This is a genomic window from Segatella baroniae DSM 16972 = JCM 13447, assembly GCF_000426585.1.
GTDB lineage: Bacteria > Bacteroidota > Bacteroidia > Bacteroidales > Bacteroidaceae > Prevotella > Prevotella baroniae.
The window spans coordinates 131,068-154,496 of sequence record NZ_AUFQ01000002.1 but is presented as its reverse complement, the minus strand read 5'-3'; the positions used below and the strand labels follow the sequence as shown (position 1 = coordinate 154,496).

The following is a 23,429-nucleotide window of genomic DNA, read 5'->3' as shown; positions in this document are numbered from 1 at the left end:
CAAAACGTCCCGACTGGCAGACTGCCGGTCGGGACGTTGTCGTTCAGGTCGAAGGGCGGGCTGCTGGCCTACTGGTAGAAGAACAATTCGGCGAATCCTCTGTAGCCATATCCCGCCTCTATCGTGATGCGGTCGATTTGGCCGTCGACCGGCAGCGGAACGTATTGCAGTTCTTCGGCCTTGTCCAGACAGCTTTGAAATCGAGAAGGCGATGGGGTTGAAAGACAAACGCACACGAAAGAGGCCCGGCTGTCGTCGCAGCCGGGCCTCAAAAGGGGTTTTCATTTATTTAATCTTCAAATGAACCATGCTTTAGTTGAACCAAACATCTGTCTCAAGGATGTAAAGTTGGGTGTCGTCATCCGTTCTTTCACGAGTGAAATCCTGTAGGATTTGCGGTAATAAAGATTCCTTCTGTTTCATAATCGTGTCCTCCTAAAATTAGTAACCTGATAAATTCACTGCAAATATAGGCATTATTTCAATACGTGTCAATACCTAAAGTAAGGTAAAATGGCAGATTTAGTATAAATAACGTTAAACGGTTTCGTTGCGAAAGTAGTTGTATATCAAGCGATTGCAATTAATTTGTATGCTTATTCCTGCGGCCGTTTCCACCCCGTTGTTGGACTTTTGGGAGGTTTGCGCTATCTTTGTATAAAGCAGGCTGCGCTCGGGCATTTGAGAACAAGTTCTCATGCCGCTCGCTGGCACTGCCTTTGTATAAGTCAGGCTGCGCTCGGGCATTGTAACAAGTATTGTGTGTTTACTGAAATCCTCAATTGTTATGCGTATGAATCAAGCTATTGTCATGGGGGCCAGCAGCGGTATCGGCCGCGAGGTGGCCCGATTGTTGATCGAGAAGGGATGGACGGTGGCGTTGGCGGCCCGCCGCCAGGAACCGCTTGAGGCCTTGCGGGCCATGGCTCCCGGGCGGGTGAGCGTGGCACGCGTCGACGTGACCGACGCCGAGGCTGCCCAACAGCTGGAACAACTCTTCGAGACGATGGGGCACGTAGACCTCTATTTCCACGCGTCGGGCATAGGCAAGCAGAACCGCGGGCTGGAACCCGACATCGAGATGGCCACGCTGGCGACCAACGGCGTGGGTTTCACGCGGATGGTGGGCGTGGCCTACCGCCGCATGGCACGTCAAGGTGGCGGGCACATCGCCTGTATCACCTCGGTAGCGGGCACGAAAGGGCTCGGCCCCGCGGCGGCCTACAGCGCCACCAAGGCCATGCAGTCCACTTACTTGCAGGCTCTGGAGCAGCTGGCCCACAGGCAGGGACTGCGAATCGGGTTCACCGACATCCGTCCGGGCTTCGTCGACACGCCGCTGTTGACAGGCTCCATGCACTATCCCATGCTGCTCGACACGGCCGCCGTGGCCCGCACAATCGTCAAGGCCGTCGTGCGTCGCCGCCATGTGGTCGTCATCGACTGGCGTTGGCGGCTCTTCACGGCCCTTTGGAGGCGGCTGCCTCGCTGTGTCTGGCGGCGTTTGCGGTTGTAGCGGGACGGCGTCGGCTCATCGAGAGAGCCTGAAACGCACGAGCAGCCCCTTGTGGTCGGTGGGCCAAATGCCCATGGGTGCCAGCTTCGGATCGGCCTCGGCGTCCTCGACGGGCTTCAGCCGGCACACCGAAGCGGCGGGGCCGAAGATCTGAATGCCTGTGGCTTGCAGGCCCTTGCCCTGGTAATACACGTAGTCGATGCGTTCACGCTCGTCGGCCTTGGGCGCCCAGGTGAGCAGTTTGATGTCGGCCAGCGGGTTGTAGCACGGGTAGGTGAAGCCCGGATGGGTCACGGGATTGGGATAAAGCTCCCGATAAGTGTCCTTGAAACCGGCCTGTTCCATCATCTTCGACACCGTCCAGGGCACGACGAAGCCATGATGGTCGTAGCGTTGGGCCGTGGCCTCCGTCCAGTCGAGGTGGGACGGCTCGTTGAAGTCGCCGCCGAAGATGACGACCGTGCCCTCGGCCAGGTCGTGGCGGGCCTCGTTGAGGAACACCCTTGTCGCGTCGTCGCGCCATGAAAGCCTGTTCAGTTTGAGCAGTTCGTCCACCGACGACGGGCGGGTGGTCTCCTTCCAGTTGGTGCCGTCGTAGCCCCGCACGTTGTAGTAGGCGCAGTCCAGATAGTCCAGGTGGCCTGTGTAGACGGCAATGGCGCGTCCGTTGACGTTCACTTTCAGCTTGTGGATCGTGCCATGGTCCTTGTTGAGCGGGAACACCACCACGGAATCGACGATGGGATGACGGCTCAGCACGCCCGTGTCGTAGGAGAGGAACGAGTGGTAAGTGACGTTTTTCTTCTTCAAAGCCTGCACGAGGCGGGCCGTGAAGTTCGTGTCGTGGTAGTTGCGGACTTCACTCAGCGTGACGAAATCAGGCTTCAGGCGGGCCAGTTCCTCCACGATGGCGTCGAAACCGCCCTTGATCATCGTGCCTTCCTGCCATATATTCCATTGCAGAACCGTGAAGTCGAAAGGCTTCCCGGCCTGTTCCACGTCGAAGACGGTGTAGCCCTTGGCCCGCATTTTCTTGGCCATGGCCGCGACGCGCCGCCTGAAATGCCCGTAGGCGGTGGTCGTTCCCCAGCCCCGTTCGGCGATGGCCAGCAGCCGCGGATAGGTCATGTATTCGGCATAAGACTCCGTTCCCACGTATTCCGTCCACAGATTGCCCTGTATTCCGTCGATGAGCGCGCCCTCGGGCGTGCCCGCCAAGGCGGCCGGCATGGGGTCGTAGGCGTAGACGGAGTCCAGGGGCGTATAGCCGCCGATGGCCTTCGGCTGGGTCGACGGGTCGGTCTGATACTTGTCGAGATAGCACTTTTTGGACGGCGACATGATGGCATGGTGGCCCAGTCGGGCAGCTTCAACGCCCCCTTTCTCGCCCCGCCACGACATGACGGTGGCCCCCGGCGAGAGCCTGTTGCCGTCGAGAATCTCGTCCCAGCCCAGCATTTTGCGCCCGTGGGCGGTCAGGAAACTGTCGACGCGGGCCATCAGGTGGCTCTGTATCTGCGCGGTGTCGGTCATGTGGTGGGCCTTGTAGAGTCCCATGCACTTCGGACATTTCTTCCAGAAGCGCATGGTGGCCTCGTCGCCGCCCACGTGGATGTAGCGCGAAGGGAAGAGTTGCATCACCTCTCGCAGCACGTCGGTCAGGAAGGTGAAGGTCTTCGGGTTGCCCACACACAGGTCGAAGCCGTCGCCCTGGCCCGTACACGACAGTTCGGGATAGGCGTGGAGCACCTCGTTGCTGTGGCCCGGCATTTCGATTTCGGGGATGACGGTGATGTATCGCTCCCCCGCGTAGGCCACGATGTCCCTGATTTGCGCTTGCGAATAGTAGCCGCCGTATGCGCCGGCGTCGCTTGGGCCGCAAAACCGGCGGCCGTTGTCAATCCATTCGTCCCAGTCGGCATGGCTGCGGAAAGCCGTCTTTTGTGTCAGTTCGGGATATTTTCCAATCTCCAGACGCCATCCTCCGCCGTCGGTCAGGTGGAAATGGAAGTGGTCGAGCTTGAAGAAAGCCATGGCGTCGAGCTGCTTCTTGATGAAGTCCACCGACCAGAAGTGGCGCGAGCAGTCGAGCATGAAGCCCCGGTGGGCGTACTTCGGGCGGTCGACGATTGTCGTGTGTGGGATGCGGTCGCCCTCGATGAGTTGGCCGAGGGTCTGCAGTCCATAGAAGACGCCCATGCCGCTGGGGGCTTCGATGCGGATGGTGTCGTTGGCCACGTGCAGCCGATAGCCTTGCAGGGCGGCGTCGTTCCAGGCGTCGGCGGCCTTTCCGTCGGCCGTCAGCAGGAGGACGAGTTTGTGTTGGTTGGAGGGAGCTTGCTCGAAAAGCTCACGGGCGACCGCCGTGAGCCGGCTTTTCTCGGCTTTGGGGAGCCGTGCGACAATCTTGATGTTGGACGTGAGGTCGAGGTGTCCCGCGTGGATTTCCTGCCGGGCAGGCTGCGGGATGAGGGCCTGCGCATGGGCGTGAAGCGGCCCGAAGGCGAGGATGCAGCAGGCAAGGAGGTTCTTAAGCATGGGAGATGTGGTCTTTTATCGGTTTGAAAAGGTTATTTGTTGGTTCTGCTCCATGGGTTCCAGACGTTGTAGCCCTGGTTGAACACGGCGTCGGGGCGGCCCGCGCCTTTCGCCATCAGGGCTTTCAGGTCGCCCAGGTGGTGGCGGTAGACGCCCCGGGGCAGCGTTCCGTGCTTCCGACAGAGGTGGGCCGCCATGCCGACGACCTCACCCGCCATGCCGCAAGTGCGCATGACGCGCGTCGTTCCCAGTGCCACGTGGGTGACACTGATGTCGCGTCCCGCCATGAAAAGGTTGTCGACGTTGCGCGAATACAGGCATCGGTAGGGCACGTCGTAGGGCTGGCTGAGCACCTGATGGCGGGTGTCGGCCTTGAAGGCGCGGCCCGGAAACTGCCGTTGGTTCACGGAGTCGGGATAATGCAGGTCTATGCTCCAGGTCGTGGCGAAGGAGGCGTCCTCGTGGCGCACGTTCTTCATGATGTCCTCCTCGGACAGGATGTAGTCGCCGAGCAGCCTGCGCGACTCTCGTTTGCCACTGACGTAGCCCACCCACGCCAGTTTTCGGTTGCGGTATTCGGCCTTTCGGGCCGAATGATTCTTGAGCCAGCTCCACGTGCAGTACACGGCCATCAGTCCGTAGTCGCGTATCTGTTCGGCGTCGGTGATCTGGTTGCGGTCCATTCCCGTCTCCCAGGTCCATTCGCCTCGTGTGACGAAGTCGCAGTTCTCGTCGTTCAGCGCAATGCCGTTGTCGAACAGCGGGAAGTTTTCCTTGCCCTTGACGGAATACCATTGGATGGAAGCCCCCATGGTCATGGAGTCCGGTCGTTCGGGCGCGTGCTCTTCGTAGAACTCGTCCTTGCCTTCGCGGCCCATCCGATAGTCGGCCCCGGCCTTGAAGCCTATCGTTCCGTCGCCCGTGCAGTCGGCGAAGAGCGGTGCTTCCAGCCTGATGCGGCTGCCGTCTTCGATGTGTTGTATGACGATGTCGGTGATTTTATTCCCTGTTTTTCTGACGTCCACGGCGTGATAGTTGGGCAATAGGGTGATGTTGGGTTCGCTTCGGAGAAACGAGTCCTTCTTTTCATCTTCATAATAAGGGGCCGGTTGGGCGTTGCCTTCGCGCGACGGGCCGAACTCGCATATCATCTTGCCTAAGTTGGGATGGCGTCCCACCTCGATGTCGCCGCCCAAGTGTACGCGGATGTCTGAGCTGTTGCAGCCTCCCCACATGGGGCGGTCGTTGACCAAGGCCGTTTTCAGGCCCAGTCGGGCGGCCGAAGCGGCGGCGCACATGCCCGCGACACCACCGCCGACGACCACGAAATCGAAGTTTCGGGTGGTCGTCTGGACAGGATTCAGCGCGTCTCTCCAAGCGGTGTCGGCGTCTTTCGGTGGAATGAAGTCCTTGCGGTTGGTCAGGAAGACGGCGTCGCAACGGCCGTCGAAGCCCTGCAAGTCGCGGAGCGCGAGGCGATGGTTGCCTGCCTTGAGCCTGCTTTGTCCCACGCGTTGCCACTCCCACGCCTGACCATAGTGGCCCGCCGTGCCGACGACCCGGCCGTCGAGGGCGACGGCAAAGCCCCCTGGCCCCTTGCCCGAGACCCACGGCGACGTCCAGTTATACGCGCGTACATATATATAATAGGTGTCGGCCGTCGGCAGATGGAACGACGTGGCGGCCTCCTTCACGGGCTTTCCCATGCCGTGCGCCAGCAGATAGGGCGACCCCATGATGTCCATGAACTGCTGGTCGACCCGCCATCCACCCTTATCCTTGAAGCTCTCGGCTTCGATGAGAAGGTCGGTGGCAGGCAGGGGGGGCGCCATGCCCAGCAGGAAGAGTAGCAGGAAGAAGTGTTTCATCGGAATGTTGGTTGTGAAAAGGAGGGTAGGCTTTCCGCCATCGAGTTGCGGAAGCCTACCCGAAATGGAGTGTTCAATGCGCTATCGCTTCAGATTCTTGTTCAACTCGGCGTCGAACGCGGGGTAGGGAAGGTAGATACTCTTCTCTCCCTGCCACTTCACATTGGCCGGAACGAGCACCGTCTCCTTCACCGAAATGCCCGGAGCCACCTCTATCGGCTCGTTCTTCACGCGATCGTTGAAGGTCTGTTCCAGCCTGTTCAGGCGCATGAGGTCGTCGCGACGGGTGACGAGCGCGTTCCAATAGCCGGCCACTTCCCAACCATGTTCCTTGAAACAGGCTTCGGCAAAGGCCTCGCCGCCGAGTCCCGGGGTGAGATTGGGCAGTCCCGCACGGCTTCTTACCTTGTTGACGCACTCGTATGCCAACGCGTTCGGTGTACCGTCGGCACGTGCTTGTGCCTCGGCATACCACAGCAAGACCTCTGAATAGCGGATCAGACGATGGCGGTGACCGTTCGTCGAGGTGTAGGATGCAGGCTTGGTGTAGTCATAATCACCGTTTCCTTCGCCCATCGTGAGCAGGCAAAACATAGGATGACACTCCTCGGTCTGCCACCAATCGATGAGTTCTGTCTCACCTTTACGGCCGTTGTTCTTCAATATCTTGGGATTATAAGTGGCGTCCTTGCGCGGTCCGGTGGGGAAATCTTTCCAGAACTTGATGGTTCCCCAGCCGTCGCCCCAGCCTCCGAGCGATTCGAAGAGGTTGCTCTTGGACATCTCGGAGTCCTCGTCCCAGACGAAAGAACCCGAGTAGTTGATACCGACGACGGTCTCGTTGGTGTTGTTGTGGCTGACGGAATACACGTGTTTGTACTCCGGTTCGAGAATATACTCGTACTTTCCGCTCTTCACTCCATCAATAACGCCCTTGGCCATGGCCGCGGCGTCCTTGTAATAGGCCGTTTGATGGAGCGGCCAGCCGGCCATTGCCATATAGACGGAGGCCAAAGTGGCTTCTGCCGCCTGCTTGGTGATGTAGACGTTGTTGCCGTCTATGTGGCGCGGCTTGGTGCTGTAGGAGGTTGGAAGCGTAGCCACGCAGTCCTTCAGGTCGCTCACTATCTGCGTGTAAACGGCTTCGACACTGCTCAACGGGCGGTTGTAGTCCACATCACCTTTCAGCGTCAGCGGAACAGGACCGAACCTTCTGACCAGGAAGAAGTAGTTGAGTGCCCGCCAGAACTTGGCCTGTCCCAGGGCGATATTGATTTCCTCCTTGGTCGTCGGGCACTTTTCGACATTGTTGACGATACCGTTTGCCGCCTTGATTACTTTGTAGGAAGTCTCCCAAAGCCACTTGGCACCCTTGTTGCCGTCGCTCGGATGGAATGCGTCCACGTCGGCCAAGTCTTGCTTGTTGCTGCCCGGATTGGTCGTGATGTCGTCCCCTTGCCAGGCCGCCATCATCGGATTGGTGTTTGTCTGCATGTCGCAGACCTTGCGATAGAGGGCATAGGTGCCCATGTCCAGTTCGTCCTGGGTGGAGAAGAAGGTCTCTGGAGTGAGTTTACCCTTGGGGTTTTCATCGAGCGCATCGTTGCAGGAAGTGACCGCTACGGCCATTGTCAGCGCGCTATAGAATATGTATCTGAGTTTCATAACAGTATAAGGTTAAATGATTAGAAGTTCATCTTCACGCCGATAGTGAATGTTCGGCAGAGCGGATAGGCCCCCATGTCGATACCGTCGTTGACATCCACGCTTCCCAATGACGAGTCCATGAACGACAAGCCGGCCGGGTCCATGCCCTTGTAGCCCGTGAGGGTGAACAGATTCTGGCAGCTGAGAGAGATGCGGAGGTCGGCAAACTTCGTGATGTTCTTCGACAGGTTGTAGGCCAGGGTGATGTTGTCGAGCCGCAGATAGTCGGCGTCTTCAAGCCATTTGGTCGACGCGGCCTGGTAGTTGTTGCCCGTCACGTTCAAGGCGGGGTAGCGCGGATGGGCAGATTTGCCGAAGGATTCGTAGTAAGCCTCCTTCAATGTGACGAAGGTTGACTTGCCGTTCATCGACGCTCCCGAGTATCTCATCAGGTTGAGACGCTGCGCTCCGAACGCACCCGTGAAGAAAACATTGAGTTCCCAGTTCTTGTAAGTGAGGTGATTGTTCCATCCCAGCGTGAAATCGGGGTTGGCGTTGCCGATGATGGAGCGGTCGCCTTCCGACACGGTGCCGCTGTTGTCGAGGTCGGCGTAGGTGTCGTGGCCGTCTTTGTCAAGCCCGGTCCACTTGTAAAGATAGAAGGAACCGATGGGTTTGCCCTTTACGATGCGGGTGACGGCGTCGGTAAGACCCGACGCGGGCGTATATCCGGTGACGTAGGGGATGTTGTCCAACGACGTAACTTCATTCTTCAGATAAGTTCCGGTCAGCGTACTTGACCAGTTGAAGCTGCTCCTGTTGACGACATTCGCGTCGATGGAGAACTCCAATCCTTGGTTGGAAACCTCGGCCGCATTGACCCAATAGGTGCCGCCGCCGTCATAGTTGGGCATTGATTTCTTGAGAAGTCCGTCCTTGGTGAGCTTCTTGAAGAAGTCGAAAGAGAAACGGAGACTCCGGTTGAGCATGGCGAAGTCGAGGCCAACATTGAACTGATGCGTTTTCTCCCAGGTCAGATCGGGTGTGGCTACGCTCGTCCCCGACCAGAAACCGGTGTATTTGGAGGTTCCGCCAAAGGCGTAGCCCGTCTGTCGCATCAGCCCCAGCGTTTCGTAGGGGTCGATGGCCTGGCTGCCCACAAGGCCATAGCTCACCCGCACTTTGGCGTCCTGGATGACGTTCTGACGTTTCATGAACTCCTCGTTGCCCAACGACCACGCCACGGCCAGCGACGGGAAGTAGCCCCATTTGTTGTTGAAGAACTTGGAAGAGCCGTCCGCACGGAACGTGCCGGTGACGAGATAGCGGTCGGCATAGTTGTACATGACGCGGCCGACCCACGAAAGCAGTGTCCACGAAGAGTAGCCGTTGTCTTGGTTGCGGCTGCGGGCCAGGCCCACGTTCCACCACTTCACGCTCTCGGTCAGCAGGTTGTCACCCGCCAGATACATGTAGCGATACTTCGAACGCGTGGCTTCAAAGACGCCTGTCGCCGTCAGGGAGTGTTGTCCCCAGCTGCCATTGTAGGTCAGGTTGTTGGTCGTCTGCAGTGTCATGCGCTGTCCGTCGCGGTTGGACATGCCGTTGGAGTCGCCCACTTTCTTGGAAGTGAAGTTGTAATACTTCGTGTCCATGTAGTCCACGCCATTGGTTGTAGTGAACGTGAGGCCCTTCATGATGTTGAACCGCAGGTCTACATGTCCCGTGAAAATGTCGTGACGGGTCTGTCCTTCGTTCTCTTTCATCATGGCGACAGGGTTGTCCGACGTGAGCGCACAGTAGTAGTCACGCTTCACGTAGTTGCCATTGGCGTCTCGGATGTCGGTGACGGGCGAGAAGTTGAGCATGTTCCACAGTACGTTCTCGGTGGAAGCACCGAAGTTGAAGTTCTTCGTCTTCGTGTGCGATGCGTTGATGTCGGTCTTGATGTTGAGCCATGGCGTGATGTCGGACGAGAGGTTGACGCGTGCCTGATAGCGTTCGTTCTTCGTTTCGATGACCGCCCCCGTCTGTCCCATGTAGTTGGCCGAGACGTAATACTGGTTGGTGGCGTTGCCACTGCTGAGCGCAACTTTGTAGTCGCGTGTCGTTCCGGTCTGGAACATGGCGTCCTGCCAATCCGTTCCCTTTGTTCCGTTCTTGAAGTCGTTGAGGCTTGCCCCGTCGAAAGTGTTGGCGTGCACCTCGTTGTAGGCTGTGGCAAACTCGTAGGGCGACAGCGTTTTGTAGCGTTTGGCCACATTGCTCACACCTATCTGTGCGTCGAAGCTCACTTGCGTGCGGCCTTCGTGCCCGCTCTTGGTGGTGATGAGCACCACGCCGTTGGAGCCGCGCGAACCGTAGATGGCCGTGGCCGAGGCGTCCTTGAGTATCTGCACCGACTGTACGTCTTCGGGATTGATACCCTGTAAGCCGCTTTCTCGGGCGATGCCGTCGATGACATAGAGCGGGTCGTTGCTGCGGTTGACCGAGCCTGCGCCGCGCACACGTATCTTGATGGTGCCGCCGGGCACGCCGCTGTTGGCCACCTGCACGCCCGAAATGCGTCCTTGGAAGGCGTCGGAAATCCGAGTGATAGGCTGGTCGCTGAACTTCTTGCCGTCCATTACGCCCACCGAACCGGCCAGGTCGGCCTTTCTCACCGTACCGTAGCCGATGACAATCACCTGGTCGAGCGTCTCTGCACTCTCGCTGAGTGTCACATTCCCCTTGCCGCCATCGGCTTTTATCTCCTTGTTGGTGAAGCCCACATAGGAGAACTCCAGGGTGTCGCCGCGGCGGGCGTCGATGGTGTAGTTGCCGTTCATGTCGGTGATGGCGGCCTGGGTGGTGCCTTTCACCTTGACGGTGACGCCGACGAGCGGCTCACCCTTTGCGTCGACCACCTGCCCCTTGACCTTTTGCGGCACACCCGCCTGCTGTGGAGCCTTCGCCCGGCCCTGTTTTGGGGTGATGATGATGTGCCGTCCCGACAAGGTGTATTCCAAATCGGTGTCCTTGAGCATTTGATCGAGGAGGGAAGAGAGGTTCTCCGAGCGAGAAGCGGTCTTGACCTTTCGGTCCAGGTTGAGCGTGCTTTGCCTGTAGTCGACGGACAACGAGGTCTGCCGCTCGATGGCCGTGATGAGCGATTGCACGCTGTTGGTGGTTTTCTGTAGGTTGACAACTTGGTTCTGGCCCATCGTGTGGGTGGAGAACGCGAGGCATAGGCCGAGAAGGAGCAGCTGTCCTTTTCGCCCGGGCACCCTTGGGTGATGATTGAATTTAAGCATCATGAGTTTTAGAATTAAAGTATTTGATGGAATGTGCTTGTCGATGGGTTTGTCAAGGCTGCGTCCTATGGCGCGGCGGTCTTCCTTTTGGCGTGGAGCCGGATGGTCTTTCCCTGTCGGTGGTATCGGAAACCGTTGTCCAGCCGACTGATGACGGCCATCACCTCGTCGATGTTCTCGTTGCGGTTGAAGTCCATGGTGAAGCGTTGGCGCAGGTCGATGGAGTCGTCGATGTCGAACGTGACGTGATAGAGCGTGCCGATTTGTTCGAGTATCAGCTGCAGCGGTTGGTCGTGAAAGTCGACCCGTCCCTGGGTCCACAGCCTGAAATCGTCGGCCTTGACCTGCTTCCGTCGCATGAAGCCGTCGACCCGTCGATAGGCGATTTGCTCGCCGGGCTTCATGAGGGCGGCCCTGCTGTCGTCGGAGAGCCTGACGCTGCCCTCTTCGAGCGTGGTGACGATGTCGCCGTCGTCGGCGTATGCACGCACGTTGAAGTGGGTTCCCAGCACCCGTATGTCGAGGTTGCCCGCGTGGACGATGAAGGGATGGCGCTCGTCCTTGGCCACTTCGAAGTGGGCTTCTCCCGTCAGGAAGACGTCGCGGCGGCCCGTGTGCGGGTTGAAGGTTGCGGGGTAGAGCAGCGTGGAGGCCGCGTTGACGATGATCTTGGAGCCGTCGGCCAGCGTCAGGCTGTCGATGCGTCCTTCGCCCACATGAAATTCGGCCAGCCGGGGCTGTGCGTGATAGTCGGCGGAGAGCTTCCAGGCGGCCGCGGCGGCCAGCAATGGAAGGGCCAAGACGGCTGCCCGGCGGAGCAGCAGGGCCGTTCTGTGCCGTCGTTGCCGCTGCCGTTCGTAGCTTCGGCGGTTGTTTCGGAACGTCTCCAGGGCTGCTTCGACGTCGGTGGCGTCGGGTTCGGCGTTGTTCCAGACGGCCTTGAGGGCGTGGTCTTTCCGCTCGGCATCGGTCGGAAGGATGAGCCAGCGTTTCAGCAACGACCGTCCTTCGGGTGGGAAGATGCCGTCGAAGTAGGCCTGGACAAGCTGTTGGATTTCTTTGATTTCCATGTGTTGGACTTCGGTTGATATAGATAGGAGGGATGAACCATGGATTACACGTAACCCATGGTGTGTTAATAAAAGATAAAGAGGAAAGGTTTCTTACGATTGGTGACGGCTTCCGATTACAAGCACGAGCGTCAGCAGTTCCAGCAGCGGCATGAATTGGCGCAGTTGCTGCAGTGCCAGCGTGATGTGGGTCTCCACCGTCCGCTTGCTGAGGCCCAGCTCTTGGGCGATCTGTTCGTTGGTGAGTCCCTCGTACCGGCTCATCAGGAAGATGCGTCGCCGCTGCTTGGGCATGTGCTCCACCTCCTGTCGGATGCGTGCCATCAGCTCCTTGCAGTGCAGTTCGTCGTCGAGGGCGTCGTCCGACGCTTCGGCGGGCGTGTCGAGGCGGGCGCGCCGGCGTAGAAGCGAGCGTCGGATCTGTTCGAACGACGCCCGCTTGGCCATCGTGTAGATGTAGTTTTCCAAGTGTTGGATGTCGGTCAGCCGGTCGCGCCTGATCCACAGCTGCATGAAAAGGTCCTGCGCGATGTTCTCCCCTTCGGCTTCGTCGCCGCAAAGGCGGGTCGCGAAGAACTTGATCTTGGGGTAATAGTTGCGGAAGACGGCGTCGAAAGCCTCTTCGTCGCCTTGGCTCAGGGCGGCCAGCAGGATGCGGTCGGATTCGTGCGTGCTCATATACGGCGGATTGGGGAGATATTTGGCTTGCTCATCTGACGACTCTCGACGTGCGAAGGACCATCGTCTTGGCAAAAGTATGTAAATCCAACAAGGCAGACGTCGAAAAGCCGTGCGCTCGTTCGTGGCGTTTCACTGGGCGAAAGCAGGTGCGGCGGCTGCGCAGGTCTGACAAAAGTACGGTTTATTTTGGAGCCGACAAACAGCTCGTGGCGTTTTTTAATTCTCGGTAAATTATTTTTACATGAAGTCATCGCTGGCTGCGTTATTCTCCACGAAACAGCCGCCGGCTCCGAAAAAGCCCGTTTTTTGCGATTTTGCAACTGCTTGATAATCAGAAGTTTTTTGTTCTTGGAGCCCCGGGTAGCCCTTTTTTTCTTCTTGCCAAGCCCGTTTTCAGGCCCTTTCGGCAGCCTTTTCAGCCCCTGAAAGCTGTGCTTTGGGCTTGTAAAAGCATAGCGATGGGCCGCCAAAAGCACTGCGATGGGGCGCGAAGGGGCATGAATGGCCCCGCAAAAGCCCTTTCGGCAGCCTTGGGACGAGCTGGATGGAGCTTTTCTGAAGTGTTAAAATTCACACCTGTATCTTTACAAAAATCATTTTTTCCCTATCTTTGCATCTGTCATCCTGCCGCCGAGGAGGGACGACGGACGACAATGATAGATGATGATGGAGACAAGAAAGATGACAAGGATGAGACGATGGCTGCTGATGGGCGTCTGCGCCCTGGCTCTGCCGCTGTCGGCACAGGAGAAACAGACTGTCACGCTGGGCCGCTGGGTGGGCACCTGGGCCACGGCGCCGCAGCCGGTGGTGAAGTCCTACATGCCCTATGACAACAACATGACCAATCGGTCGGTGCGGCAAATCGTGAAAGCGTCGATTGGCGGCAGCGTATTGCGGCTCAAACTGAGCAATCTCTACGGGGCGGCCCCCGTCGAGATACGCTCCGTCTACATCGCCTTGTCGAAGGATTCGTTCGAACTTGTGCCCCGCACGGCCCGTTATCTGCAATTCGGAAAGCAGTACAAGGTGGTGATTCCGGCCGGGAAGAGCGTCGAGAGCGACCCGCTGAACTTTGAACTCCACGGCTTGGAGCGGCTGACCGTCACCATCAACTATGCCAAGGCTCCCGCCGTGCCGACGGTGCACATGGGCTCGCGTACCACGTCCTACATCCTGCCGGGCGTCACCAATGCCGAGAGCGACTTCGGCAAGGCCTTCCGTGAGGAACATTGGTTCAACATCGCCGCCATCGACGTCTACGACATGAAGGCCGGGGCCATCGCCATTCTGGGCAATTCGATCACCGACGGCAAGAACTCCAACGACAACGCGCAGAACCGCTGGCCCGACATGATGAGCGAGGCGCTGCACCTGAAGCACCGGATAACGACCCTTGGGGTGCTCAACCTGGGGATAGGCAACAATCGGGTGGTGCTTCCCGGCGGTTTCGGGACACCGGGGCGCGACCGCTTCGAGCGTGACATTCTGGGGCAGAGCGGCGTGACGCACGTCGTGATTTTCGAGGGAGTGAACGACATCGGGGCCGCCCGAGGCAACAGCGAGCAGGTGGCCGCCAGGCTGATAGCCGCCTACGGGCAGATGATAGCCAAGGCCAAGGCCCGCGGCTTGAAAGTGTTTCTGGCCACCATCACGCCCTTCGAGGGCGCAGGCTATTACAGTTATTTCCACGAAGCGGCCCGGGAGACGGTGAACGAGTGGATTCGTGGCCGGCGCAAAGACGTGGACGGAATCATCGATTTCGCCGAACTCATGCAGGATCCGGCCAACCATCACAGGTTGCGCAAGGAGTATCAGAGCGACTGGCTGCATCCCAATGCCGAGGGATACAGGGCCATGGGCTACTACGCGGCGGAGGAAATAGCCCGTGGAGAGAAATGAACGGTGGCGCAGGAATGGGCCTACAATACAATTGGGACAAACTTCACAGCCTGTCCCAATCGTTATTCAAATTAATATGATCTATTCAAAAAAAATGGCTTATTAAAGTTCCATTCCTGTTCTGGATGCAAAATTATGAAATAAAGGCACACGCTGCAATACCTAAAAAGGATGAATCTGCGCCGCCGGAGCGTCACCATTAGCAGGTATCTTGTGGCCGATGACGGCGGTTTTTAGGTGAAAAAGCATTATCTTTGTGGCAGTAATTCTCAATAAATCCGTTATTATATGAAATCTGATATTGAAATCGCGCGCGCATGCAACATGCGTCCTATAGCAGAGGTGGCCGCCGGATTGGGCGTCGACGCCCATGACCTGGAGCCTTACGGCAAGTATATTGCCAAGGTGCCGACCACACTCGTCGACCCCGAAAAGGTGAAACGAAGCAACCTTATCCTTGTGACGGCGATGTCGCCGACCAAGGCCGGCATTGGCAAGACGACCGTTTGCATCGGTCTTTCCATGGCCTTGAACCGGTTGGGACACAGCTCCGTGCTGGCGTTGCGCGAGCCGAGCCTGGGCCCTTGCTTCGGAATGAAGGGCGGAGCGTGCGGCGGCGGCTATTCGCAGGTGCTGCCGATGGAGAAGATCAACCTGCATTTCACGGGCGACTTCCATGCCGTCACCACGGCACACAACATGATTACGGCCCTGCTCGACAACTACCGATACCAGCATTTGGAAGACGGCTTCGCGCTGAAGGAGGTCTATTGGCGCAAGCGCGTGCTGGATGTGAACGACCGCAACTTGCGGGATGTCGTGACGGGGCTGGGCCCCAAGACCAACGGAATGACCGATGAGAGCGGCTTCGACATCACGCCGGCCAGCGAAATCATGGCGATTCTGTGCCTGGCGCGCGACGAGGACGACCTGCGACGCCGCATCGAGAACATACTGCTGGGCATTCGGATCGACGGAAAGCCCTTCACGGTGAAGGACATGGGCGTGGCCGGCGCCATCACGGTGCTGCTGCGCGACGCCCTCCAGCCCAATCTGGTGCAGACGATAGAGGGCACGCCGGCCTTCATCCATGGCGGACCGTTTGCCAACATCGCACACGGATGCAACAGTATCATCGCAACGAAGATGGCGATGAGCCTCGGCGACTATGTCGTGACGGAGGCCGGGTTCGGCGCCGACCTGGGCGCGGAGAAGTTCCTGGACATCAAGTGCCGCGAGGCGGGGCTGCAACCCAAGCTGGCCGTGCTGGTGTGCACCACGCGCGGACTGAAAATGCACGGCGGCATGTGCGTGGGGGCGGACGAGTCGCACGGCGACAGGGAACTGGCGTGCGGCTTGGCCAACCTCGACAAGCACGTGCAGAACCTCCAGGCCATGGGACAGACCGTCATCGTGACGCTCAATGAGTTCAACACCGATACCGAAGAGGAGGTGGAAAGGGTGCGCCGGCACTGCGAGGCGATGGGCGTCGGCTTCGCTCCCAACGCCGCTTTCATGCGTGGCGGCGAAGGTTGTGAGGAGTTGGCAAGGCTGGCCGTGGAGACAATCGCCGAACGGCCGTCGGGCAAAATAGAATATGTGTACGCGACGGAAGAAAGCATCGAGGCCAAGGTGAACCATGTGGCCAAGCGCGTCTACGGCGCGGCGAAGGTGGTGTTCAAGCCCGCCGCCATCCGGCAGATGCAGGACATCGAGGCCATGGGCTACGGACGGCTGCCGGTTTGCATCGCCAAGACGCAGTATTCGTTCAGCGACGACGCCAAGGCCTATGGCGTTCCGCGCGACTTTGTGTTCACCGTGCGCGACTTCGTGCTCAACGCCGGCGCGCAGATGATCGTCGCCGTGGCGGGCGAAATCATGCGCATGCCGGGGCTGCCCAAGCATCCGCAGGCCGAACGCATCGACATCGTCGACGGACTGATTGAGGGGCTCGATTGAATCCCACGCCCCTCATCGCCCATATATTGCGCCAATTGGCCCAATATATGGGAAAAACTTGCTACCTTTGCAGTCGAAATAGGTTTTATGGCGGCTGCAAAGGTGGACTTGCAGCCATGTACGGGTAACATCCGGGCCGTGACTTCCGAGGTCACGGCTGTTTCAATAATAAGTAAAAAAATGGAATTGATTCGTAATTTGTTTATCGGTTTCCCCGACTTGTGGGGCGGCGGAGTCGCTCATTCCGTCATGGTCTTGGCGTTGGTCATATCCTTGGGGCTGGCATTGGGCAAGATCAAGGTGGCCAACATCTCGCTGGGACTCACCTGGGTGCTGTTCATCGGTCTGGTGTTCGGCCATTTCTGTTTCAATCTGGATGAGCATTTGCTCCACTTCCTGAAGGAGTTCGGCCTCATTCTCTTCGTCTATTCCATCGGTCTTCAGGTAGGTCCCAGCTTTTTCGCCTCGTTCCGTCGCGGCGGACTGCCGCTCAACATGCTGGTGCTGGCCGTCGTTTCGGTCGGCGTGACCATGGCCGTCGTGCTGCATTTCACGACCGGCATTCCCATCACGACCATGGCCGGAATCCTCTCGGGAGCCGTGACCAACACGCCGGGACTGGGCGCCGCCCAGCAGGCGAACAGCGACCTGAACCACATCGATTCGCCCGACATCGCCATGGGCTACGCCGTGACCTATCCGATGGGTGTCATCGGCGTCATCCTTACGTTCATGGCGCTGCGCTATCTCTTCCGACTCAACATGCAGAAGGAGGACAGCCAGGCCGCCACGGGGCTGGGCCATCTGGAAGAACTCACCGTCAGGACGTTCACCGTGGAGGTGGAGAATGAGATGATAGAGGGCCAGACGGTAGAGCATGTACACGAATTGCTGAACCGCAACTTCATCGTTTCGCGCATATTGCACGTCGCCACCGGCGAGTTCAACGAGGTGGTGAACGGCAAAACGGTCTTGAACAAGGGCGACAAGCTGCTGGTGATAGCGCGCCCGAACGACATCGAGGCCATCACCGCCCTGCTCGGCGTTCCCGCGGAAGTGGACTGGGGGAACTACAACAATGAGTTGATTTCGCGCCGCATCCTTGTGACGAAGCCGGAAATTAACGGCAAGACCCTTGCCCAACTGAAAATACGTTCGAATTTCGGCGCGAACGTCACGCGGGTGAACCGCTCGGGCGTCGACCTTGTGGCCAGTGCGGGGCTTCATCTGCAAATGGGCGACCGCGTGACGGTGGTCGGCAACGAGCTTGCCATCAGCCATTTGGAGAAGATGATGGGCAATTCGCTGCGCCGATTGAACAGCCCCAACCTCATTCCCATCTTCCTTGGAATCGCTTTGGGCTGCATCGTGGCCAACATTCCCATCATCATTCCCGGCATACCGGAGTCCTTGAAGCTCGGACTGACGGGCGGACCGCTCATCGTCGCGCTGCTGATTGGCTGGCTGGGGCCCAAGCACAACCTCGTGACTTATACCACCATCAGTGCCAATCTGATGATAAGGGAAGTGGGAATCTGCATCTTTCTGGCCTGCGTGGGCCTGGGAACGGGCCGCGACTTCTTCTCTACGGTCATCAGCCAGGAAGGTCTGACGTGGTTGGGCTACGGCGTTCTGCTCACCATCGTGCCGCTGTTGACAGGCGCGCTCATCGGCCGCTACTTCATGAAGCTGAACTATTTCACGCTCATCGGCGTGCTGGCCGGCGCCAACACGAATCCGCCGGCGCTCACCTATGCCAACGAACTGACCCAAAGCGACTCTCCAGCCGTGGGATATTCCACCGTTTATCCCTTCGCCATGTTCCTTCGCATCGTCACGATTCAGATATTAATATTAGTATTAGGTTAATTTCATGTCAACAGAACTACAGACTCCCGCCGAACTGGAGCTGCGCCGCAAGCTCGACTTGCTGCTCAAGACGGGGCGGTTGCTTGTGGAAAGCTCGGCCGACACGGCCCGCATCCTCCGCAACATGAAGCGGACGGCGGCCTTCCTGGGCCTTCCCGAGCAGAATCTCCACATCTTCGTGAACTACACTATGCTCATGGTGAACCTCAGCGACGACCACCATTCGTTCGTAAAGTTCCAACGTTGTGAGAGGCACGGTATCAATATGGACGCCATTGCGGCCGTCAGCAAGCTGTCGTGGAGGGCCATTATGGAGGATTATACACTGGATCGGTACGAGGCGGAACTCAACCAGATCAAGCGAAAGAAGCGGAATTACACCGATTGGCAGGTGGCTGTGGCGGCGGGATTTGCCTGCGGCGGCTTCTGCATCCAGTTCGGTTGCGACTGGACGGCGTTCTTCTACGCGTCGATAGCGGCCATCCTGGGCATGCGCTTCCGCACCTTTCTCAACCACAAAGGCAGCAACCATTATGTCAACATTGCGATAGCGGCCTTCCTGTCGACCATCCTGGCCTGGCTCACCTCTTTCCTTTCGACGGACGCAGGCATAGCTTCGGCCCTGCCGTCGTTCATGGTTTCGACGACACCCTGGCACCCCTTGCTGGCCTGCGCTTTGTTCATCGTGCCCGGGGTGCCCATCATCAACTTTGTAAGCGACATGCTCGACGGCTACGTTCAGGTGGGTTTGGTCCGCTTCATCAACACCTTGCTCATGGTGATGGCCATGGCTTTCGGCATTGCCTTCGCCATCGGCGTGTGCGGAATCAACAATTTCGTGACCAACTTGAGCATGACTCCGCACCACGAATACTGGGAGTTCGCGCTGGCCGCAGCCATTTCGGCCGTAGGTTTCAGCACGATCTTCAACATTCCACGCCGTTTGCTGCCCGTGGTGGCCATCGGCGGTATCATTGCCGTGTGCACCCGCAACTTCGTCAACTTGGGTCCGAGCAGCGACAACATAGGTTTGGACATGGGACTGATTATCGGTTCGCTCGCCGGTTCGGCCCTTGTGAGCATCATCGCCACGCAAGCCATGCACTGGTTCCACACCCCCCACCACTGTCTTTCCATCCCGAGTGTCATCCCGATGATACCCGGCGTGTTGATGTATCGCTGCTTGTTCGCCTTCATCGGCATGCGGGGCGTCGTGGGCGAGGTGACGGTGGCCATGCACAACGGCATTATGGCTTCGCTGGTGACGCTCTGCATCGCCATCGGCTTGGCCATTCCGAACATATTCTTCCGCCGAATGCTCTTCCAGAAGCGCAAGAAGCAACTCTCCGAACTGCTCATTCAGCGACGCAGGCTCCACGGTGACTTTGTCGATTTGCACGACGTGGTGGAGAACTGACCGACTTTTCATTTTTCAACACTCCCTTTCATTGCATCATGGAAATACTGATTTCACTTCTATGTCTGCCGGCCGGCCTGGCCGTGGGCTATCTGTTGTGCCAAAGCAAGTGGCAAAAGACCTTGTCGGCGTTGCAGTCGCAGCGCGACGTCTTGCAGTCGAAACTTGCCGATAGTACTCGTCAGACCGAGGAGTTGCGGGCCGACTTCGAGACACAAAAGCAGGAGTTGAAGACGAACCACGAGCGGCAGTTGGCCGACTTGCGGCAGGCGCAGCGCGAACAGCTGGAGCAACAGCTGAAGTTGATACGTGAACAGATGAACTCGGCGTCGGAGAAGATACTGAAAGAGCGGGCCGAGGAGCTGTCGGAAAACAACAAACAGCAACTTTCTTCCATACTCAATCCACTGCACGAGAACATCAGGCAGATGAAGGAAGCTGTGGAAAAGAGCGACCGTCAGCAGAACGAATCGATGACACGGCTCGACCAGAGCATTAAGGAAAACCTGAAACAAGCCCGCGAGGTGGGCGAGCGGGCCGACAAACTGGCCAGCGCGCTGACCAGCGAAAACAAGACACAGGGCAACTTCGGCGAGCTTCGGCTGAAGCAGGTGCTCGAAAGCATGGGGCTGGAAGAGGGGCTGCAGTTTGAAGAGCAGGCCACGATGAAGGACGAACAGGGCAACACGATATACGAGGAGGACGGCCATCGCCTCATCCCCGACGTCATCCTGCACTTCCCCGACAACCGGGACGTCATCATCGATTCGAAGATGTCGTTCAAGGCGTTCGAGGACTACCACAACGCCGACACCGACCTGGAACGCGAGGACGCCCTGCGACGCCACATCCTGTCGGTTCGCAACCACGTGAACGAGCTGTCCAGAAAGAACTACAGCAAGTATATCCGCGACGGCCGCCACCGCATCGACTTCGTGATGATGTACGTTTTCAGCGAAGGCGCGCTGCAACTGGCCCTGGCGCGTGAGCCGGGGCTGTGGAAAGAGGCCTACGACAAGGGGGTGGTCATGGCCGGAAGCCAGAACCTCTACATGATGTTGCGCGTGCTGGAGATGACCTGGAAGCAGGTGCGGCAGGTGGAAAACCAGCAGGAAATCATGAAGACGGCCAACACGGTCATCGACCGTGTGCAGCTGTTTTACGAGCGTTTCCTAAAGGTGGACGAGCAGTTGCGCAAGACGCAGGACGCTTTCGACGACGTGAAGCGCACCACCCAGTCGTCGGGGCAGAGCATCGTGACGGCTGCCCGCCAGCTGATAGCGTTCGGAGGGGAGGAGAATCCGAAGCGGAAGGTGCGCATTGCGCAGGACAACGCAGCAGCGCAGCAGTCGCTGGAGAAGGCTGAATAAAACTACAAAGGTAAAAGATGAGACATTTCAGAACCATTCTATTGGCGGCATTGCTGTCTGTCAGCCTGACGGCCACTGCGGCTTTGTCGGCCAACGAGGCACAGGCGCGCCGCATTTTCGACAAGACTTATTCCATGGTGTTCGGCCCGCAAGGTTGCACGCTCAGCTATCATGTCAACATCATAGGCCTCTACAAGACGACAGGAACGATCTGGTATAAGGGCAAGAAGCAGAAGTTCATCGAGAAACGCTATGCTTCCTGGTGCGACGGGCGCAGTTTCTACAAGGTGGACACGAAGAAACAGACCATCGAACTGCATGACCCGAACTCGCCGAACCGCGACAAGTATGCCAGTAAGTTCGCCTTCCATCCCGACAACTACACCTATCATGTCAGGGGACAGAAGCAGTATTACGAGGTGACGCTCGACGCCAAGGACGGTGTCTCGGGCTATATCAAGCATGTGAAGGCCCTCATCGACGGACGAACCTACGCGCCGGTGAGCCTGAAAATCAAGGTTGCGCTCTTCTGGACGACCATCAAGATCAGCAATTTCCACAGCGGCAACATCGGCGACGACATATTTACATTCCCCCGCCAGCAGTTTGCGGGCTACAAATTCACCGACAAACGGACAGAGTAAAGGCCGTTTTAAGACATAAGTACGTTTGTTTTTAGACATAAGTACATAAGGACATATTTTTCTTTGTGTGTTTTTAAAGACATAAGTACATAAGAACATATTTTTCTTTTTGTGCTTTGGGTGATATTTTGGCGGTCGCAAGCGACCACATAAGACCGTTTGAAGCAGGGCGTGCTTTGTTTTTTAGGACATAAGTACATAAGAACATATTTTCCTTGATGTGTGTATTAGACATAAGTACATAAAGACATATTTTCCGAAGTGTGCTTTTAATAGATTCTGTGGTCGCTTGCGACCCCTTTCTTTCACCCTAAACTCCAGCAGTAAATATGTTCTTATGTACTTATGTCTAATACACACATCAAGGAAAATATGTTCTTATGTACTTATGTCTTTAAAAACAACAACAAAAAAACATGCTCTTATGTCCTTATGTCTAAAAGCAAACGTCCTTATGTCTTGACAAGGGTATTGTGACCGCAGCCCTTTTGCGCTCTCATCGCTGCCCTTTGGGCAGACAAAAGGGCAGCGGTTGTCACGCAAAAGCATAGCTTTGGGACGGCGAAAGACGTGCTTTTGTCATCTCTTCAGGAAGAAACGGACCAGCAGGAAGTTGACGGGCACGCACACGCAGAACATCGGAATCATCGCCATCTGCTTGCTCAGGCCCAGCAGGATGAAGAGATTGAGGAAGCAGGTCTGCAACAGATAGTTGATTATGTGGCTCAAAGCGAAGCCGGCGCCGCGCCGGGCGTTGGCTTTCACATGGAAAGTATAGTGGGTGGAAGCCACGAAATTGAAGGCGAAACTGACCAGATAGCCTATCGTATTCGCTGCCGTGGCCAGCGGATTGTCGGCCGCCGAAGGGAAAAAATAGGCCAAGAGCGGGAGGAAAAGCAGGTAAATGCCGTATTGGATGGCCGTGGCCGTGACGCCCACGACGCCGAATCGGATGATTTCACCGTATGTCTTGTTGTCTTTCCATGCGTTTCGCCCAGCTTCGGGCGCGCTTTTCTCATACCCTTTCATGGCTTTTATGTCGCCGTTTTTCTTCACTATGTAAGCCCCGTCGGCGTAAGCCAGCATTTCACGGTCGCCCCGGCTGTCGCCATAGGCCGTTATCCGCAGTCCGCTTCTCGGCTCGTCGTCCAGCAGCAGTTCCACCCTTCTCACCTTTTCAGGGCCATAGCAGTTGTTTGTCTTGAAGCGGCCGGTCAGTATTCCGTCCTTGGTTTCAATCTGTGTGCCCACCACGTGGATGTCGTCGTCGAAGAACGGGGCCACCCAGTTGTCTATCGAGGCGCTCACGACGATGACTTCCGTTCCCTCCTGTCGGGCTTCCGCAAGTAGACGAACCATTTTCGGGCGCAGCAGATGGCTGTTTTTTGCCGCAAAGTCGGCGCAAAGCGCATTGAAACGGTCGAGCGGCATGCCGCCGAAAAACCAACGGAAGAGCCGTTGTTTGGCTTTCCAATTGGGATAAAGGTGGAGCTTCATCAGTATGAGAATGGGACTGAACAGGATGAATCCCGCACCCATTCGGAAGCGGCCGCAGGCAAAACGGCTGAAGGCCAACAGCGTGTCACAGGTCGTGAGCGTGCCGTCGAAGTCGCTCAGGATGATCTTTCTCATGTGCGGGAAGGGCGTTTGGTCGG

General features: G+C 57.6%; 16 protein-coding genes. 7 read left to right on the top strand and 9 right to left on the bottom strand.

Going from position 1 to position 23,429, the window contains the following annotated elements; genetic code table 11:
• Nucleotides 1-68: 68 nt before the first annotated feature.
• Complete coding sequence (locus tag K334_RS0102430) at nt 69-272, bottom strand: hypothetical protein (RefSeq protein ID WP_021589931.1); 204 nt, start codon at nt 270-272, stop codon at nt 69-71.
• A gap of 521 nt (nt 273-793) precedes the next feature.
• Between K334_RS0102430 and K334_RS0102425 the strand changes: the two genes are divergently transcribed.
• Complete coding sequence (locus K334_RS0102425) at nt 794-1,516, top strand: SDR family NAD(P)-dependent oxidoreductase (protein WP_025880180.1); 723 nt, start codon at nt 794-796, stop codon at nt 1,514-1,516.
• A gap of 15 nt (nt 1,517-1,531) precedes the next feature.
• On the opposite strand, the gene K334_RS14155 is transcribed toward K334_RS0102425, so the two are convergent.
• The 7 genes from K334_RS14155 to K334_RS0102390 all read right to left on the bottom strand — a co-directional run bounded on the left by K334_RS14155 (nt 1,532) and on the right by K334_RS0102390 (nt 13,089).
• The gene (locus K334_RS14155) at nt 1,532-4,054 is read right to left on the bottom strand and encodes a family 20 glycosylhydrolase (RefSeq protein WP_051218631.1); all 2,523 of its coding nucleotides are present in this window, start codon (nt 4,052-4,054) and stop codon (nt 1,532-1,534) included.
• A gap of 32 nt (nt 4,055-4,086) precedes the next feature.
• On the bottom strand, nt 4,087-5,922 hold the full coding sequence (locus tag K334_RS0102415; RefSeq protein WP_027444452.1) for an FAD-dependent oxidoreductase: 1,836 nt from the start codon (nt 5,920-5,922) through the stop codon (nt 4,087-4,089).
• 81 nt (nt 5,923-6,003) lie between these two features.
• Nucleotides 6,004-7,587 carry a RagB/SusD family nutrient uptake outer membrane protein gene (locus K334_RS0102410; protein WP_025880184.1) on the bottom strand — a complete coding sequence of 528 codons (1,584 nt, stop codon included), beginning with the start codon at nt 7,585-7,587 and terminating at the stop codon, nt 6,004-6,006.
• A 20-nt stretch (nt 7,588-7,607) separates the two neighbouring features.
• The gene (locus K334_RS0102405; protein WP_248623496.1) at nt 7,608-10,865 is read right to left on the bottom strand and encodes a TonB-dependent receptor; all 3,258 of its coding nucleotides are present in this window, start codon (nt 10,863-10,865) and stop codon (nt 7,608-7,610) included.
• A 62-nt stretch (nt 10,866-10,927) separates the two neighbouring features.
• Nucleotides 10,928-11,932 (bottom strand): FecR family protein, encoded by a 1,005-nt coding sequence (locus K334_RS0102400; protein WP_027444450.1) that lies wholly within the window; start codon nt 11,930-11,932, stop codon nt 10,928-10,930.
• Between the two features lie 93 nt (nt 11,933-12,025).
• A complete protein-coding gene (locus K334_RS0102395) occupies nt 12,026-12,610 on the bottom strand; it encodes an RNA polymerase sigma-70 factor (RefSeq protein WP_025880189.1) in 585 nt (194 codons plus the stop codon).
• A complete protein-coding gene (locus K334_RS0102390) occupies nt 12,607-13,089 on the bottom strand; it encodes a hypothetical protein (RefSeq protein WP_025880190.1) in 483 nt (160 codons plus the stop codon). The genes K334_RS0102395 and K334_RS0102390 overlap by 4 nt, the downstream gene beginning before the upstream one ends.
• A 214-nt stretch (nt 13,090-13,303) precedes the next feature.
• On the opposite strand from K334_RS0102390, the gene K334_RS0102385 reads away from it, so the two are divergent.
• From K334_RS0102385 to K334_RS14150, 6 genes are all read left to right on the top strand, one after another.
• Nucleotides 13,304-14,515, top strand: a complete 1,212-nt coding sequence (locus K334_RS0102385; RefSeq protein ID WP_027444449.1) for an SGNH/GDSL hydrolase family protein — start codon at nt 13,304-13,306, stop codon at nt 14,513-14,515.
• Nucleotides 14,516-14,803: 288 nt separating this feature from the next.
• On the top strand, nt 14,804-16,474 hold the full coding sequence (locus K334_RS0102380) for a formate--tetrahydrofolate ligase (protein ID WP_027444448.1): 1,671 nt from the start codon (nt 14,804-14,806) through the stop codon (nt 16,472-16,474).
• Nucleotides 16,475-16,654: 180 nt separating this feature from the next.
• A complete protein-coding gene (locus K334_RS0102375; RefSeq protein WP_027444447.1) occupies nt 16,655-18,343 on the top strand; it encodes a putative transporter in 1,689 nt (562 codons plus the stop codon).
• Nucleotides 18,344-18,347: 4 nt separating this feature from the next.
• The gene (locus K334_RS0102370; protein WP_025880191.1) at nt 18,348-19,760 is read left to right on the top strand and encodes a threonine/serine exporter family protein; all 1,413 of its coding nucleotides are present in this window, start codon (nt 18,348-18,350) and stop codon (nt 19,758-19,760) included.
• Between the two features lie 38 nt (nt 19,761-19,798).
• Nucleotides 19,799-21,130 carry a DNA recombination protein RmuC gene (gene rmuC, locus K334_RS13335; RefSeq protein ID WP_051218630.1) on the top strand — a complete coding sequence of 444 codons (1,332 nt, stop codon included), beginning with the start codon at nt 19,799-19,801 and terminating at the stop codon, nt 21,128-21,130.
• Between the two features lie 17 nt (nt 21,131-21,147).
• Nucleotides 21,148-21,774: a LolA-like protein gene (locus K334_RS14150; RefSeq protein WP_154655526.1), complete on the top strand. Its 627-nt coding sequence runs from the start codon at nt 21,148-21,150 to the stop codon at nt 21,772-21,774.
• 579 nt (nt 21,775-22,353) lie between these two features.
• Here the strand turns inward: K334_RS14150 and K334_RS13325 are convergent.
• Nucleotides 22,354-23,406, bottom strand: coding sequence for an HAD-IB family phosphatase (locus K334_RS13325; RefSeq protein WP_025880193.1), 1,053 nt, complete (start codon nt 23,404-23,406; stop codon nt 22,354-22,356).
• Between the last annotated feature and the right edge of the window lie 23 nt (nt 23,407-23,429).

Bases quoted from the DNA above. Each gene is read 5' to 3' on its own strand.
- K334_RS0102425 (WP_025880180.1), top strand. From the start codon at position 794: ATGAATCAAGCTATTGTCATGGGGGCCAGCAGCGGTATCGGCCGCGAG.
- K334_RS14155 (WP_051218631.1), bottom strand. From the start codon at position 4,054: ATGCTTAAGAACCTCCTTGCCTGCTGCATCCTCGCCTTCGGGCCGCTT.
- K334_RS0102415 (WP_027444452.1), bottom strand. From the start codon at position 5,922: ATGAAACACTTCTTCCTGCTACTCTTCCTGCTGGGCATGGCGCCCCCC.
- K334_RS0102410 (WP_025880184.1), bottom strand. From the start codon at position 7,587: ATGAAACTCAGATACATATTCTATAGCGCGCTGACAATGGCCGTAGCG.
- K334_RS0102405 (WP_248623496.1), bottom strand. From the start codon at position 10,865: ATGATGCTTAAATTCAATCATCACCCAAGGGTGCCCGGGCGAAAAGGA.
- K334_RS0102400 (WP_027444450.1), bottom strand. From the start codon at position 11,932: ATGGAAATCAAAGAAATCCAACAGCTTGTCCAGGCCTACTTCGACGGC.
- K334_RS0102395 (WP_025880189.1), bottom strand. From the start codon at position 12,610: ATGAGCACGCACGAATCCGACCGCATCCTGCTGGCCGCCCTGAGCCAA.
- K334_RS0102385 (WP_027444449.1), top strand. From the start codon at position 13,304: ATGAGACGATGGCTGCTGATGGGCGTCTGCGCCCTGGCTCTGCCGCTG.
- K334_RS0102380 (WP_027444448.1), top strand. From the start codon at position 14,804: ATGAAATCTGATATTGAAATCGCGCGCGCATGCAACATGCGTCCTATA.
- K334_RS0102375 (WP_027444447.1), top strand. From the start codon at position 16,655: ATGGAATTGATTCGTAATTTGTTTATCGGTTTCCCCGACTTGTGGGGC.
- K334_RS0102370 (WP_025880191.1), top strand. From the start codon at position 18,348: ATGTCAACAGAACTACAGACTCCCGCCGAACTGGAGCTGCGCCGCAAG.
- rmuC (WP_051218630.1), top strand. From the start codon at position 19,799: ATGGAAATACTGATTTCACTTCTATGTCTGCCGGCCGGCCTGGCCGTG.
- K334_RS14150 (WP_154655526.1), top strand. From the start codon at position 21,148: ATGAGACATTTCAGAACCATTCTATTGGCGGCATTGCTGTCTGTCAGC.
- K334_RS13325 (WP_025880193.1), bottom strand. From the start codon at position 23,406: ATGAGAAAGATCATCCTGAGCGACTTCGACGGCACGCTCACGACCTGT.